The 13,771-nt window shown below is 66.6% G+C and carries 12 protein-coding genes; 10 read left to right on the top strand and 2 right to left on the bottom strand.

Going from position 1 to position 13,771, the window contains the following annotated elements:
- Positions 1 to 45 precede the first annotated feature (45 nt).
- Entirely contained in the window at positions 46 to 600 is a 555-nt protein-coding gene (locus tag AC1ECK_RS12695) for an RBBP9/YdeN family alpha/beta hydrolase (RefSeq protein WP_480319513.1), read from the top strand.
- A 175-nt stretch (positions 601 to 775) separates the two neighbouring features.
- Here the strand turns inward: AC1ECK_RS12695 and AC1ECK_RS12690 are convergent, their stop codons facing one another.
- Positions 776 to 1,996 (bottom strand): CaiB/BaiF CoA transferase family protein, encoded by a 1,221-nt coding sequence (locus tag AC1ECK_RS12690; RefSeq protein WP_480319511.1) that lies wholly within the window; start codon positions 1,994 to 1,996, stop codon positions 776 to 778.
- 332 nt (positions 1,997 to 2,328) lie between these two features.
- Between AC1ECK_RS12690 and alaS the strand changes: the two genes are divergently transcribed.
- Complete coding sequence (gene alaS / locus AC1ECK_RS12685; protein ID WP_480319509.1) at positions 2,329 to 4,953, top strand: alanine--tRNA ligase; 2,625 nt, start codon at positions 2,329 to 2,331, stop codon at positions 4,951 to 4,953.
- 194 nt (positions 4,954 to 5,147) lie between these two features.
- Here alaS and AC1ECK_RS12680 read toward each other — a convergent pair whose 3' ends face one another.
- Positions 5,148 to 6,068: a LysR family transcriptional regulator gene (locus AC1ECK_RS12680; RefSeq protein WP_480319507.1), complete on the bottom strand. Its 921-nt coding sequence runs from the start codon at positions 6,066 to 6,068 to the stop codon at positions 5,148 to 5,150.
- A 139-nt stretch (positions 6,069 to 6,207) separates the two neighbouring features.
- Between AC1ECK_RS12680 and AC1ECK_RS12675 the strand changes: the two genes are divergently transcribed.
- From AC1ECK_RS12675 to AC1ECK_RS12640, 8 genes are all read left to right on the top strand, one after another.
- Entirely contained in the window at positions 6,208 to 7,521 is a 1,314-nt protein-coding gene (locus tag AC1ECK_RS12675) for a YbfB/YjiJ family MFS transporter (RefSeq protein WP_480319505.1), read from the top strand.
- Positions 7,522 to 7,627: 106 nt separating this feature from the next.
- Positions 7,628 to 8,662: a threonine aldolase family protein gene (locus AC1ECK_RS12670; RefSeq protein ID WP_480320113.1), complete on the top strand. Its 1,035-nt coding sequence runs from the start codon at positions 7,628 to 7,630 to the stop codon at positions 8,660 to 8,662.
- A gap of 117 nt (positions 8,663 to 8,779) precedes the next feature.
- Positions 8,780 to 9,310 carry an NUDIX domain-containing protein gene (locus AC1ECK_RS12665; RefSeq protein ID WP_480319503.1) on the top strand — a complete coding sequence of 177 codons (531 nt, stop codon included), beginning with the start codon at positions 8,780 to 8,782 and terminating at the stop codon, positions 9,308 to 9,310.
- Positions 9,311 to 9,399: 89 nt separating this feature from the next.
- Entirely contained in the window at positions 9,400 to 9,843 is a 444-nt protein-coding gene (locus AC1ECK_RS12660) for an acyl-CoA thioesterase (RefSeq protein ID WP_480319501.1), read from the top strand.
- 14 nt (positions 9,844 to 9,857) lie between these two features.
- Entirely contained in the window at positions 9,858 to 10,796 is a 939-nt protein-coding gene (locus AC1ECK_RS12655) for a branched-chain amino acid ABC transporter permease (protein WP_480319499.1), read from the top strand.
- A gap of 76 nt (positions 10,797 to 10,872) precedes the next feature.
- Positions 10,873 to 12,204: a branched-chain amino acid ABC transporter permease gene (locus AC1ECK_RS12650; protein ID WP_480319497.1), complete on the top strand. Its 1,332-nt coding sequence runs from the start codon at positions 10,873 to 10,875 to the stop codon at positions 12,202 to 12,204.
- A complete protein-coding gene (locus AC1ECK_RS12645) occupies positions 12,201 to 12,953 on the top strand; it encodes an ABC transporter ATP-binding protein (RefSeq protein WP_480319495.1) in 753 nt (250 codons plus the stop codon). The genes AC1ECK_RS12650 and AC1ECK_RS12645 overlap by 4 nt, the downstream gene beginning before the upstream one ends.
- Positions 12,950 to 13,663, top strand: coding sequence for an ABC transporter ATP-binding protein (locus AC1ECK_RS12640; protein ID WP_480319493.1), 714 nt, complete (start codon positions 12,950 to 12,952; stop codon positions 13,661 to 13,663). Before AC1ECK_RS12645 ends, AC1ECK_RS12640 begins: the two co-directional genes overlap by 4 nt.
- Positions 13,664 to 13,771 lie beyond the last annotated feature (108 nt).

Here is a 13,771-nt window from a genome sequence, read left to right as displayed (position 1 = left end):
TCAATAGCCGGCTTGACGGGAGCCGCGTAGACATGAGGAGGCGCGATGATTGAGCAAACGGTATTGGTGTTGCCGGGTTATATGAATTCGGGCGAGGGGCATTGGCAAACGCGCTGGGAAAGCTTGCACGCGGGGTTCGAGCGCGTCCAGATGCCGGCTTGGGATCATCCGGTGCGCGACGCCTGGTGCCGGGCGCTGGAGGCGGCGGTGCACGCCGCGCAGGGCCCGGTTGCGTTCGCCGCGCACAGTCTGGGATGTCTCACGGTGGCGTTCTGGGCGTCGCAGTACGCGAGCGCCGGGAGTCTGGCGAAAGTGGCGGGTGCGCTGCTGGTGGCGGTGCCTGATCCGACGGGCGAGGGCTTTCCGCGGGATGCCAGCGGTTTCGCGCCGGTGCCGCTTGAACCGCTGCCGTTTCCGGGCGTCGTAGTCGCGAGTACCGACGATCCGTATGGCGGCGTGCCGTTTTCGCAGGCGTGTGCTGCAGCGTGGGGCAGCCGCTGGCGCGAAATCGGCGCACGCGGCCATATCAATTCCGAGAGTGGCCTTGGCGATTGGGACGAGGGGCGGAGCTGGCTGGCGAAGGCGGTGCAGGGCGAATGAGTGGGTGGGTGAGCGGGCGGATGAGCCGGCGCACGTGCCCGTGCACCCGCGCACGAACCTGAAGCCGACGCCAACGCAGAACCCGAGTCCGAACCCGAACCCGCTCATGAACCCGCGTCCGGTGGCCTGAGCGCCCGCGGCCGGCTTTCGCCCAGAGCCCTCTGCGTCGCCTGTTTCAGATCACCGCTTGCGCGCGCAGCGCCGCGATCCGCTCCTCGTCGTAACCCAGCACGTCGCGCAGAATGGCTTCGGTATGCTCGCCGAGCGTGGGCGGGTGGGCCAGCGCCTGCGGTGGCGTGCCGCTCATATTGATCGGATTGCGCACCAGCTTGACGGTGCCGCCACTCGGATGCGGCAGATCGACCTGCATGCCACGCGCCACCACCTGTTCGTTCTCGAACACCTCCGCCAGATCGTTGATCGGCCCGCAGGGCACGCCGGCGGCTTCGAGCGCCGCGATCCACTGCTGCTTGCCGAGCGTGCGGACCATCTCCGCGAGGATCGGCACCAGCGTGTCGCGATTGCGCACCCGGGCCGGGTTGGTGGCGAAGCGCTCGTCGTCGGCCAATTCCGGGCGGCTGCCGGCCTCGACGAATTTGCGGAACTGGCCGTCGTTGCCGACCGCGACGATGATCCAGCCGTCGCTGGTCTGGAAGGTCTGGTAGGGCACGATGTTCGGGTGCGCGTTACCCCAGCGGGCCGGCGGCTGGCCGCTCGCGAGGAAGTTCGAGTTCATGTTCGCCAGCATCGCGACCTGCACGTCGAGCAGTGCCATGTCGATGTACTGGCCTTCACCCGTGCGGTCGCGGTGCGTGAGGGCGGTGAGTACGGCAATGGTCGAATACATGCCGGTCATCAGGTCCGCGATCGCCACGCCGGCCTTTTGCGGGCCGCCGCCGGGCAGGCCGTCGCGCTCCCCGGTAATGCTCATGAAGCCGCCGATGCCCTGCACGATAAAGTCGTAGCCGGCCCGCTGCGCATACGGCCCGGTCTGCCCGAAGCCGGTCACCGAGCAGTAGACGAGATCCGGCTTGATTTCCTTCAGCGAGGCGTAGTCGAGGCCGTATTTCTTCAACTGGCCGACCTTGTAGTTTTCCAGCACTACGTCGCTTTGGGCGGCCAGCTCGCGGATGATGCGCTGCCCCTCGGGGGTGGCGATATCGACCGTGACCGAGCGCTTGTTGCGGTTCGCCGCGAGGTAGTAGGCGGCCTCGTGGGTATCCGCGCCGTCCGGCGTCTTCAGGTATGGAGGGCCCCAGTGGCGCGTGTCGTCGCCGACCTGCGGGCGTTCGATCTTGATGACGTCCGCGCCGAAATCGGCGAGTGTCTGTGCGCACCACGGGCCGGCGAGCACGCGGGTGAGGTCCAGCACGCGGATATGACTGAGAGCGCCCATAGTGTTCCGATGTCTCCTTATTGGCCGAACTGCGAAGCCGGCGCGCCGGCCGGGGCGCGCTCTGGTGAGAGTGCCGATGCCGCGGCGGCGCCGATGTGCAGAATCTTAAGCGATTCCTGCGCGCGGCCCCATTCGGCCGAACGTCATAAGACGAACGATGCGCCAATTCGCCGGCAGGGGCCAAAGCCTGGCCGAACGGCTAATCCTGCGCACGAGGCGGCCCGCGCCGCCTCGCAAGGGCGCCGATCCCGTATAATCAGTCGTTTAAGCAACCTTCGGTTGGCGCATCTCCGGATGTCGCCAGATCCAGCCAGGACCGTCCCCAGTACGCTATGAAAGCCGCCGAAATCCGCGAGAAATTCCTCAAGTTCTTCGAATCGAAGGGCCATACGATCGTCCGCTCGTCGAGCCTTGTGCCCGGCAACGACCCGACGCTGCTCTTCACCAATTCGGGGATGGTGCAGTTCAAAGATGTGTTCCTCGGCGCGGAATCGCGTCCGTACTCGCGCGCTACGACCGCGCAGCGCAGCGTGCGCGCCGGCGGCAAGCACAACGACCTTGAAAACGTCGGCTACACCGCGCGTCACCACACGTTCTTCGAGATGCTCGGCAATTTCTCGTTTGGCGACTACTTCAAGCGCGACGCGATCCACTACGCGTGGGAGCTGCTGACGGGCGTCTACCAGTTGCCGAAAGACAAGCTGTGGGTCACGGTCTACCACGAAGACGACGAAGCGCACGACATCTGGGCGAAGGAAGTGGGCGTGCCGGTCGAGCGCATCATCCGCATCGGCGACAACAAGGGCGCCCGCTACGCCTCGGACAACTTCTGGCAGATGGCCGACACCGGCCCGTGCGGCCCGTGTTCGGAAATCTTCTACGACCACGGCCCGGACGTGTGGGGCGGCCCGCCGGGATCGCCTGAGGAAGATGGCGACCGCTACATCGAGATCTGGAATCTCGTGTTCATGCAGTTCAACCGCGACGCGCAAGGCAACATGACGCCGCTGCCCAAGCAGTGCGTCGATACGGGCATGGGCCTGGAGCGTATTGCCGCCGTCCTGCAGCACGTGCACAGCAACTACGAGATCGACCTGTTCCAGGCGCTGATCCAGGCCGCGGGCCGCGAAACCGGCGTGGCGGACCTGACCAACAACTCGCTGAAGGTGATCGCCGATCACATCCGCGCCTGCTCGTTCCTGATCGTGGACGGCGTGATTCCGGGCAACGAAGGCCGCGGCTACGTGCTGCGCCGGATCGTGCGCCGGGCCATTCGCCACGGCTACAAGCTCGGCAAGAAGGGTTCGTTCTTCCATCGCCTGGTGGCCGATCTGGTCGCGCAAATGGGCGGGGCCTATCCCGAACTGAAGGACGCGGAACAACGCGTGACGGACGTGCTGCGTCAGGAAGAAGAGCGCTTCTTCGAAACCATCGAGCACGGCATGTCGATTCTGGAAGGCGCCCTGGCGGAGCTGGAAGCGAAGGGCGGCAAGACGCTCGACGGCGAACTGGCGTTCAAGCTGCACGATACGTATGGCTTCCCGCTCGACCTGACGGCGGACGTGTGCCGCGAACGCGAAGTGACGGTCGACGAAGCCGCGTTCGACGAAGCCATGGCGCGCCAGCGCGAGCAGGCGCGCGCCGCCGGCAAGTTCAAGATGGCGCAGGGCCTCGAGTACTCGGGCGCGAAGACCACGTTCCACGGCTATGAAGAAATCGTCTTCGACGACGCGAAGGTGATCGCGTTGTACGTGGATGGCGCCTCGGTCAAGGAAGTGACGCACGGGCAGCAGGCGGTGGTCGTGCTCGACCACACGCCGTTCTACGCGGAATCCGGCGGCCAGGTCGGCGACGAAGGCCTGCTCGCCAACGCGAGCGTGCGCTTCGCGGTGGCGGACACGCTGAAGGTGCAGGCCGATGTGGTCGGCCACCACGGCACGCTCGAGCAGGGCACGCTGAAAGTCGGCGACGTCGTGAAGGCGGAAATCGACGCGGTGCGTCGTGCCCGCACCGCGCGCAACCACTCGGCCACCCACCTGATGCACAAGGCGCTGCGTGAAGTTCTCGGTTCGCACGTGCAGCAGAAGGGCTCGCTCGTCGACCCGGACAAGACCCGTTTCGACTTCGCGCACAACGCGCCGATGACCGACGAGCAGATCCGTCAGGTCGAAGCCATCGTCAACGCGGAAGTGCTGGCGAACGCGCCGGGCATCGTGCGCGTCATGCCGTTCGACGAAGCGGTAAAGGGCGGCGCCATGGCGCTGTTCGGCGAAAAGTATGGCGACGAAGTGCGCGTGCTCGACCTCGGCTTCTCGCGCGAGTTGTGCGGCGGGACGCACGTGCACCGCACCGGCGATATCGGCTTCTTCAAGATCGTGATGGAAGGCGGCGTCGCAGCCGGCATCCGTCGCGTGGAAGCGATTACCGGCGACAACGCGGTGCGCTACGTGCAGGAGCTCGACACCCGCATCAACGCGGCCGCTGCGGCTCTGAAGGCGCAACCGTCGGAACTGACGCAACGCATCGTCCAGGTGCAGGACCAGGTGAAGGCGCTGGAGAAGGAACTCGGCGCACTCAAGTCGAAGATGGCTTCGAGCCAGGGCGACGAACTGGCCGGCCAGGCAGTCGAAGTGGCCGGCGTGCACGTGCTGGCCGCCACGCTCGATGGCGCGGACGTCAAGACGCTGCGCGAAACCGTCGACAAGCTGAAGGACAAGCTGAAGAACGCCGCCATCGTGCTCGCTTCGGTCGAAGGCGGCAAGGTCAGCCTGATCGCCGGCGTGACGCCGGATGCGAGCAAGAAGGTGAAGGCCGGCGAACTGGTCAACTTCGTGGCGCAGCAGGTGGGCGGCAAGGGCGGCGGCCGTCCCGACATGGCCCAGGCGGGCGGCACCGAACCGGCGAATCTGCCGGCGGCGCTGGCCGGTGTGAAGGGCTGGGTCGAAGCGCAGTTGTAAATACAGTTGTAAGCGCGTCCGGAGTGTCCTGTTTCTGTAGCGGGGCACCTGAAACAAAAGAGCCGCGAGCGTAAAAGCTCGCGGCTCTTTTGTTTTGACGCGCCTGGCCTCGGTCGTTACGCCATTTGCAGTTCCACCTCGACTTGTCCCAACCGCTACGCCGTCTGCGATCCCGTCTCGTCTGGCGCCAACTGCTATGCCGTCTGCAATCCCGCCTCGGTTTGCCCGCTCACGGGCTGCATCAAATTGCTGCTGGCCAGCAGCGTCTCGCGCAGCGCCCTGAGCGCCGAAGAGAAATGTCCGCGTCGCCAGATCAGCAGCGTATCGATCATGCCCAGGTCACCGAGCGAATGAACCGCGATGTTGTTCATATCGTGCTGCAAGTCGAGCACCGAGCGCGGCGCGACGGCCACCCCCGCCCCCGCCGCCACGCACGCGACGATCGCATGATACGAGCCAAGCTCCAGCACCCGCGCGGGGCGGATGCCATGCTCCATGTACCACTTCTCGACGTAGCTGCGATACGCGCAGCCGCGCTCGAATGCAATCAGCGTCGACAGCGCGATGTCGCGGCCTTCGCGAATCGGCCGATGGCCGCGCGGCGTCAGCATCACCAGTTCCTCGCGAAACACCGGCACCGTTTCGAACAGCTCACCGGCCCAGTCGGCATCGTGCGGGGTGGCGATCAGCGCGGCGTCCACTTCGAACGCCCGCACCCGCTCGATCAGATGGCCGGTCGTGCCGGTTTCCAGTTCGAGTCCGACCTCCGGCCAGTTCTGGTGATAGTGCGCGAGCAGCCCCGGCAGGCGGCTCGCCGCCACGCTTTCCATGGTGCCGAGGCGCAGGCGGCCGCTCGGGCGATCTTCGCGCAGCGCATGGCGCGCCTCGTCGGCGAGTGCGAGCAGCCGTTCGGCGTAGGGCAGCAAGGTTTCGCCCGCGGGCGTGAGCACCAGCCGGCGGCCGTCGCGGATAAACAGCTCGGTGCCGAGTTGCTCTTCGAGCTGCTTGATGCGTGTCGTCACGTTCGACTGCACCCGGTTGAGCTTCGCGGCAGCGCGCGTGACGCCGTTCTCGCGCACCACGGCGCGAAAAATCGTCAATGCAGCCAGATCCATGATTCTCTCCGTGTGATGGTTCACATCAATATTATTCATTTTTCGTGATTGATGCGTCAAGCTATGCTGGCTTGAGGTGCCTGGCGTGTCTGCCAGGCCTGCGCCGGTTTTCGGCTGCATCTGACTCTTTTGAAGTTGCATGGACAATCTCGCTTCAACCCGCACATTCACCGCGTCGGCCGGACCTTACCCCGCGCGCCAGGCCGCGATCGCTTGCATGATCGTGCTGGCGGTGGCTCTCGGGATCGGCCGCTTCGCCTTTACGCCGCTCTTGCCGTTGATGCTGCATGGCGGCGGGCTCGACATCCGTCATGGCGGTTGGCTCGCGTCGTGCAATTACGCCGGCTATTTCGCCGGTGCGGTGAGCTGCGCGGCGTTGCGCGTCGAACCGGCACGGATGGTGCGGATGGGGCTCGCGGTGACCGTGCTGCTGACCCTCGCGATGGGCCTGACCAATCACTTCTGGATCTGGGCAATCGTGCGTTTCGCCGCGGGTGTGGTGAGCGCGTGGATCTTTGTGTTTGCATCGCAATGGGGCTTGCGGCGGCTTGCCGAACTGGGTGCGCACGAGTGGGGTGGGGTGATCTATAGCGGACCGGGTGTGGGGATCGTCGCGACGGGGCTGTTCGTGAGCATCGCGGGGCGCCTGGGGGCGGCTGCGGGCTGGCTCGGGTTCGGGCTGGCCGCGGCGGTGCTGTCCGCGCTGGTCTGGCGGGTGTTTGCCGAGGAGGCGCAGGCAGGCCCGAGCGCCGCGGCATCTGCAAGCGGTGATGGCGCCGCTCACTCAGCCTCGTCCACCGCTCCTGCAACGATCTCAGCCGCAGCCTCCGCAGCCGCGACCCCGTTAACCACAACCCCCTCAGTCACAACCCTCTCCGCCAAAGCCCCCACCAGTCCCGCACACCCCGCCGACGCCTTCTGGCTAGTCTTACTGTACGGCGTGCCAGGCTTCGGCTACATCATCACCGCGACTTTCCTGCCGGTGATCGCGCGCCATGCGCTGCCGGGTTCCGCGTGGCCCGACCTGTTCTGGCCGATGTTCGGCCTCGCGCTGATGGCCGGCGCACTCGGTGCGGCGCGTCTGCCGCACCACTGGGACAATCGCACCCTGCTGGCCGCCTGCTATGTCCTGCAGGCAGCGGGTGTGGCGTCGGGCATCGTGTGGCCGACGGCCGGCGGCTTCGCGCTCGGCAGCATGCTGATCGGGCTGCCGTTCACCGCCATCACGTTGTTCGCGATGCGCGAGGCGCGCCGCCTGCGCGGCAATCACGCTGCCGGCCTGATGGGCTATGCGACCGCGGCCTACGGCGTCGGGCAGATCGTCGGCCCGCTGGTGGCCGCGCCGATCGCCGCCCATACCGGTTCGTTCTCGCCCGCGCTGTGGCTCGCCGCAGGCGCGTTGCTGCTCGGCGCGCTCGGGTTGACGTGGGTCGCGCATCGTCCGCATCGGTAAAGCACCCTTAAATCGCAGCGGGCAAAAACAATTTAGCGGCTGGCGCACTAAAATGACCGCTTTCCGGTCATCCCTGCAGCGCCCGTCGCCGGGCGCCACGCCTGCCATGCAACATTTCGCGTCCGACAACTACGCGGGCATTTGTCCCGAAGCGCTCAACGCGCTGATCGCCGCCAACAACAGCGGCCACGAACCCGCGTACGGCGACGACTCCTGGACCCAGCAGGTCTGCGACCGCCTGCGCGAGCTGTTCCAGACCGACTGCGAAGTCTTCTTCGTGTTCAACGGCACGGCGGCCAATTCGCTCGCTCTCGCGTCGCTGTGCCAGTCGTACCACTCGGTGATCTGCCACGAACTGGCGCATATCGAAACCGACGAGTGCGGTGGCCCGGAGTTCTTCTCGAACGGCTCGAAACTGCTGACCGCGCCGGGCGTCGGCGGCAAGCTGACGCCCGATGCGATCGAGGCCGTCGTCACGCGTCGCGCCGACATCCACTATCCGAAGCCCAAGGTCGTGACGCTCACGCAGTCCACCGAAGTGGGCACTGTCTATAGCGTCGAAGAAGTGCGCGCGATCGCCGCGATTGCGAAACGCCGCCACCTGAAAGTTCACATGGACGGCGCGCGCTTTGCCAACGCGGTGGCCGCGCTCGACGTGCATCCTTCCGAGATCACCTGGCGCGCCGGCGTCGACGTGCTGTGCTTCGGCGGCACCAAGAACGGCTTGCCGGTGGGCGAAGTGGTGGTGTTCTTCGACCGCGCGCTGGCGGACGATTTCGCCTACCGCCTCAAGCAAGCCGGGCAACTCGCTTCGAAGATGCGCTTTATCTCGGCGCCGTGGCTCGGCCTGCTCGACGGCGACGTGTGGCTGCGCAATGCGCGTCACGCCAACGCGATGGCGCAATTGCTGGAAACGCGTCTTGCCGGGATTCCGGGCGTCAGCATCATGTTCCCGACCGAATCGAATGCGGTGTTCGCGCAGTTGCCCGCTCATGTGGCCAAGGCGATGCGCTCGCACGGCTGGAAGTTCTATGAATTCATCGGCGCGGGCGGTTGCCGGCTCATGTGCGCGTGGGATACCCAGCCGGAGACGGTCGAGCGTTTCGTCGCCCAGGTGCGCGAACTGTGCACAGCAGCCTGAGCGCACAGATGAGCGCCGCATCGGCAACAGATGGGCAATGCGTCAGCGCGGCATGCGCCGTGACAAGGCCCAACCCGGCATCACAACGACATACCAAGGGACGATTCCCCGCCCACCATGAGTGACTACCGATTCTGTCCCCGCTGCGCTACGCCTCTCGTCGAACGCACCGACCCTGAACACGAAGGCGGCCGCATCCGCCAGGCATGCCCCGACGAGACCTGCGGCTACGTCCATTGGAACAATCCGCTGCCGGTGGTGGCCGCGATTGTCGAGTACGAAGGCAAAATTCTGCTGGCGCGCAATGCCGCCTGGCCCGAGGGCACCTTCGCGCTGATCACCGGCTTCATGGAGAATGGCGAGACACCGGAGGAGGGGATTGCGCGCGAAGTCCGTGAGGAGACCTCGCTGCATGCCGAAACGGTCGAGCTGATCGGCGTCTATGAGTTCATCCGCAAGAACGAACTGATCATCGCGTATCACGTGCGGGCCTACGGCACAATCTCGCTGTCGCCGGAACTGCTCGAGTATCGGCTGGTCGAGCCGGCCAGGCTGCGTCCGTGGCGCGCTGGCACTGGTCAGGCGCTGGGCGAGTTCATGCGCCGGCGCGGCTTGCCGTTCGAGTTCGTCGAGCGGCCCGGGCAGTAAATGAGGACGCATGCGGCCGGCTGCCGCTGCTTGCCGGCCGCCGCGCGTTAACCAAGCCTGTGGATACAACGACCCGGACCCCGCTCACGATGAACAAACCTGCCCCCGCGCCGCGCACCGCCTACCCGCACTTCCTGCCGATCACGACCCGCTGGATGGACAACGATGTCTACGGTCACGTGAACAACGTCGTCTACTACAGCTATTTCGACACGGTCGTGAACGAGTACCTGATTCGTGCCGGCGTGCTCGATGTCGAGCACGGCGCGACCATCGGCCTGGTGGTCGAAACGCAGTGCAACTACTTCGCCCCGCTGGTGTTTCCGGAGCGTGTCGAGGCTGGCCTGCGGGTGGTGCGGCTCGGTTCGACGAGCGTGCGCTACGAGGTGGGGCTGTTCAAGGAGGGCGAGGCGCAGCCGGCGGCGCAAGGCCATTTCGTGCATGTCTACGTCGACCGCGCAACGCGCCGGCCGGTCGCGCTGCCCGACGCGTTGCGCTCGGCGCTCGAAGCGCTCGTCGTTCAGCCGCAGTAACGGACGGCACGCGCGTGCAGTCGTTTGTGATCAACCTGCTCAACGGCGTCAGCTACGGGCTGCTGCTGTTCATGCTGTCGGCGGGCCTGACGCTGATTTTCAGCATGCTAGGAGTGCTGAATTTCGCGCATGCCAGCTTCTACATGCTCGGCGCGTATGTCGGTTTCTCGGTGGCTGCGCGCACCGGCTTCTGGAGTGCGCTGGTGCTCGCGCCACTCGCCGTCGGGTGTGCCGGCGCGGCCATGGAGCGCTGGCTGTTGCGCCGCGTGCGGCCGCACGGACACCTCGCCGAACTGTTGCTGACCTTCGGCGCCGCGTATCTGATCGGCGAAGCGATCAAGCTCGTCTGGGGCTTGTCCGCGCTGACGGCGAGCGTGCCGGCGGTGCTCGATGGGCCGCTCTTCAAGGTCTACGGCGCGGCGTTTCCGCGTTATCGTGGGTTCATGATGGCCGTGTCCGTCGCCATGCTCGCCGTGCTGTATGCGGTGCTGCGCGTATCGAAAACCGGCTTGATCGTGCGGGCCGCGTTGACCCAGCCCCGTGCAGTCGAGGCGCTCGGGCATAACGTGCCGCGCGTGTTTACCGGCGTGTTTGCCGTCGGTACGGCGCTCGCTGCGCTCGCCGGCGTGATCGGTGCGCCGCTCTTCGTGATCGAACCGGCGATGGGGGAGTCGGTCGGCTCGATCGTTTTCGTGGTCGTGGTGATCGGCGGTCTGGGGTCGCTGGGTGGGGCGCTGGTGGCATCGCTGATGGTCGGCTGTGTGCAAACCTTTGCGGTTGCCAGCGACCTGTCGCTGGGCGAGATCACCTCGACCTTCGGGCAGTCGCTGCCGCCGGCCTGGGACGGTCTCACGCTAGCGCAACTCGCACCGCTGTTGCCCTACCTGCTGCTGGTAGCGATGCTGGCGCTGCGCCCGCGCGGCATTCTCGGACAGCGCGACAGCGATGCGTGATCCCCGCAACGCGCAGCGCCCGCGCACCTCTACACGAGATATCAAAGAGTCCTCAGGACCGCTCGCGGGGGCGCGGATGGCGGATGCAACGGACCCAGCAGACAGGCCAGATCGATCCGGTCCGCCTGATTCACCTGGTGAACCTGGCATCGCGACGCCTGCCTGGCGCAACCGGCTGCCCTGGCTGGCGTTGATTGCGTTTCTGGCGGCGCCCCTGTTTGCCGGATCGCAAAGCTGGTTGCTGGCGTACCTCGCGCAGACCGCCACGATGATCGTCTTTGCGCTCTCCTACAACCTGCTGCTCGGTGAAGCAGGGCTGCTCTCGTTCGGCCACGCTGCCTATGCGGGTCTCGGCGCGCTCGTCGCGGCGCGGGTCTTCAACCAGTTTGGCGTGCCGCTGCCGTTGTTGCCGCTCGTCGGCGGGCTCGCGGGTGCGCTGTGCGGCGTGCTGCTCGGCGCGCTCTCGACGCGCCGCGCCGGGACCGCCTTTGCGATGATCACGCTCGGTATCGGCGAACTGGTGGCCGCGGCCGCATGGACGCTGCCCGACTGGTTCGGCGGCGAGGCCGGCGTGCCGATCGATCGTGCGGGCGGTGCGTGGTTCGCGGCGTGGAATTTTGGTCCGGCGCGCGCCACGTATGGTTTGATCGCGCTCTGGTGTCTGCTCGCCTGCGCGGCGGTATTCGCGTTGTCGCGCACGCCGTTCATGCGCCTCGCCAACGCGGTGCGCGACAACCCGGTTCGCGCGGCGGCGATCGGCTGCTACCCGTGGCGCATCCGTTACGGCGTTGTGGTGCTGTCGGCGTTTTTTGCGGGCGTGGCGGGGACGCTCGGGCTGATCAATCTCGAACTGGTGTCGACCGAGAGCGTCGGCATGTTGCGTTCGGGTTCGGTGCTGATCGCTACGGTGATCGGCGGCACTGCATCGTTTTTCGGACCGGTGGCCGGGGCGATCGTGTTGACGTTCTTCAGCGTGGTGGTCGCCGGCGCGACACGCGCCTGGCTGCTTTATCTGGGACTGTTCTTCATTGTCGTGGTGAGCGCTTCGCCGGACGGCCTGACCGGCTGGGGACGAGCCCAGGCGGCGCGGCTCGCCGCGCATGGCTGGCGACGCTGCCTGCGGCCCTATCTGTGGAGCGCGTCGGCACTGCTGCTGTGGACGCTGGCCGGCGTGCTGGCGGTGCAGTGGGCGTATGCCGTCCAGTTCGATGCGGATGCCGGCGAGAGTCTGCAATGGCTGCCGTGGGGAGCATCAGCAGGACTCCTGCGCGATGCGATGTCGTCCGGCAAGTGGCTGGTGCTGGTGCTTTGCCTGCTCGCGGGACCAGGCTGGCTGGCGGCGCGCGCAGCGCGGCGGGCATGGATGAGTCTGACCTACGGAACCCACCGCCGGCGAGGTACGCCATGACCTTGGCGCTTTCGCTGCGCGGCGTCGAAAAACGCTTTGGCGCGACGCAGATTCTGCGCGGTGTCGATCTGGCGGTGGAGCCGGGAGAACGACATGCGCTGATCGGTCCGAACGGCGCTGGCAAATCGACGCTCTTCAATCTGATTGCGGGCCACGCCCGAGCTGACGCTGGGCGCATCGAACTCTACGGAGTCGACCTGAGCCGCCTGGCGCCACCGGCGATCAGCCGGCGCGGACTGGCGCGCAGTTTCCAGACGACCAGCGTCTTCGCACGCCTAAGCGTCTTCGACAACCTGCGCTGCGCGGCGGCGATCGCTGAGCGGGACCGCTTGCGCTGGTGGCATCGCTGGAGCGGCTCGCGCGAAGTCGACGCCCGAGCCGAGGCGGTGCTGGAGGCCGTCGGGCTGAGCGCGCGCCGCGCGCTGCTGGCCGGCACCTTGAGCTACGCGGAGCAGCGCGCGCTCGATCTCGGCATTGCGCTGGCGAGCGGTGCACATACGTTGCTGCTCGACGAGCCGACCGCCGGCATGAACCGGGCTGAAGCAGCCCGCGCAATCGAGCTGATTCGCGAGACCACGGCAGGGCGCACCTTGCTGATGGTCGAGCACGATATGGACGCGGTTTTCAGCCTCGCGGATCGCATCTCGGTGCTGGTGCAAGGCCGCGTGATCGCAACCGGGACGCCCGCCGCGATTCGCGCCGACGATGCGGTGCTCGCGGCCTACCTCGGCGAGGGCGAGCCACGATGAGCGCGTTGCTGGAGATCACCGGATTGTGCGCATGGCACGACGCGAGCCAGGTGCTGCACGGGGTCGACCTGCGCGTCGAGGCGGGCGAGGTGGTGGCGCTGGTGGGACGCAACGGCTCCGGGCGCTCGACGCTGGCTCGCACGATCATGGGCATGGTGCGTGCCGAGGGCGCGCTGCGCTTCGCGGGGCGCTCGCTGATCGGCGTGCCGACCTTTGAAATCGCTCGCCTCGGCATTGGCTACGTGCCTGAGCACCGCGACATCTTCGCGGCATTGAGCGTGGACGAAAACCTGCAGCTAGGCCTCGCGCCGCGTGCCCGTGGACGGGCCCCGCGCTTCACGTTCGACGACGCATACACGCTCTTTCCGGTGTTGCGCGAGCGCCGGCGCACTCGGGCCGGCGCACTGTCAGGCGGTGAGCAGCAGATGCTGTCGCTGGCGCGCGCGCTGCTGGGCGATCCCGATCTGCTGGTGATCGACGAACCTGCCGAAGGGCTCGCGGGACAGGTGGTCGCCCAGGTCGCGCAGTGCCTGCGCGTGCTGCGCGAGCGCGGCGTGGCGATGCTGCTGATCGAACAGCGGCTGGCAATCGCCCACCAGTTGGCAAACCGGATAGCGGTGATGGGCCACGGCGAAATTGTCTTCGATGGCCCGCTCGACGTGTTTTATGAACGGCGCGACGTGATGCAGGAATGGCTGGGCGTCGGCTAGTGTAGCGCCTCGCGTATTGCATTGCGGCATGTGTCGTTTCGCTGACTTTTATGTCCGGCTTCTGCGCCGCTGGCGGGCCGCTTTCGTGTTGTTTCCGCTGCGCTTCGC

The organism is Paraburkholderia sp. SSBN10T, assembly GCF_056619545.1.
This window is presented reverse-complemented; position numbering and strand designations above follow the sequence as displayed.

What these genes read in the sequence shown, in the direction of transcription:
- AC1ECK_RS12675 (WP_480319505.1), top strand. Translation starts at nt 6,208, where the DNA reads ATGGACAATCTCGCTTCAACCCGCACATTCACCGCGTCGGCCGGACCT.
- AC1ECK_RS12665 (WP_480319503.1), top strand. Translation starts at nt 8,780, where the DNA reads ATGAGTGACTACCGATTCTGTCCCCGCTGCGCTACGCCTCTCGTCGAA.
- AC1ECK_RS12660 (WP_480319501.1), top strand. Translation starts at nt 9,400, where the DNA reads ATGAACAAACCTGCCCCCGCGCCGCGCACCGCCTACCCGCACTTCCTG.
- AC1ECK_RS12670 (WP_480320113.1), top strand. Translation starts at nt 7,628, where the DNA reads ATGCAACATTTCGCGTCCGACAACTACGCGGGCATTTGTCCCGAAGCG.
- AC1ECK_RS12695 (WP_480319513.1), top strand. Translation starts at nt 46, where the DNA reads ATGATTGAGCAAACGGTATTGGTGTTGCCGGGTTATATGAATTCGGGC.
- AC1ECK_RS12650 (WP_480319497.1), top strand. Translation starts at nt 10,873, where the DNA reads ATGGCGGATGCAACGGACCCAGCAGACAGGCCAGATCGATCCGGTCCG.
- alaS (WP_480319509.1), top strand. Translation starts at nt 2,329, where the DNA reads ATGAAAGCCGCCGAAATCCGCGAGAAATTCCTCAAGTTCTTCGAATCG.
- AC1ECK_RS12640 (WP_480319493.1), top strand. Translation starts at nt 12,950, where the DNA reads ATGAGCGCGTTGCTGGAGATCACCGGATTGTGCGCATGGCACGACGCG.
- AC1ECK_RS12680 (WP_480319507.1), bottom strand. Translation starts at nt 6,068, where the DNA reads ATGGATCTGGCTGCATTGACGATTTTTCGCGCCGTGGTGCGCGAGAAC.
- AC1ECK_RS12690 (WP_480319511.1), bottom strand. Translation starts at nt 1,996, where the DNA reads ATGGGCGCTCTCAGTCATATCCGCGTGCTGGACCTCACCCGCGTGCTC.
- AC1ECK_RS12645 (WP_480319495.1), top strand. Translation starts at nt 12,201, where the DNA reads ATGACCTTGGCGCTTTCGCTGCGCGGCGTCGAAAAACGCTTTGGCGCG.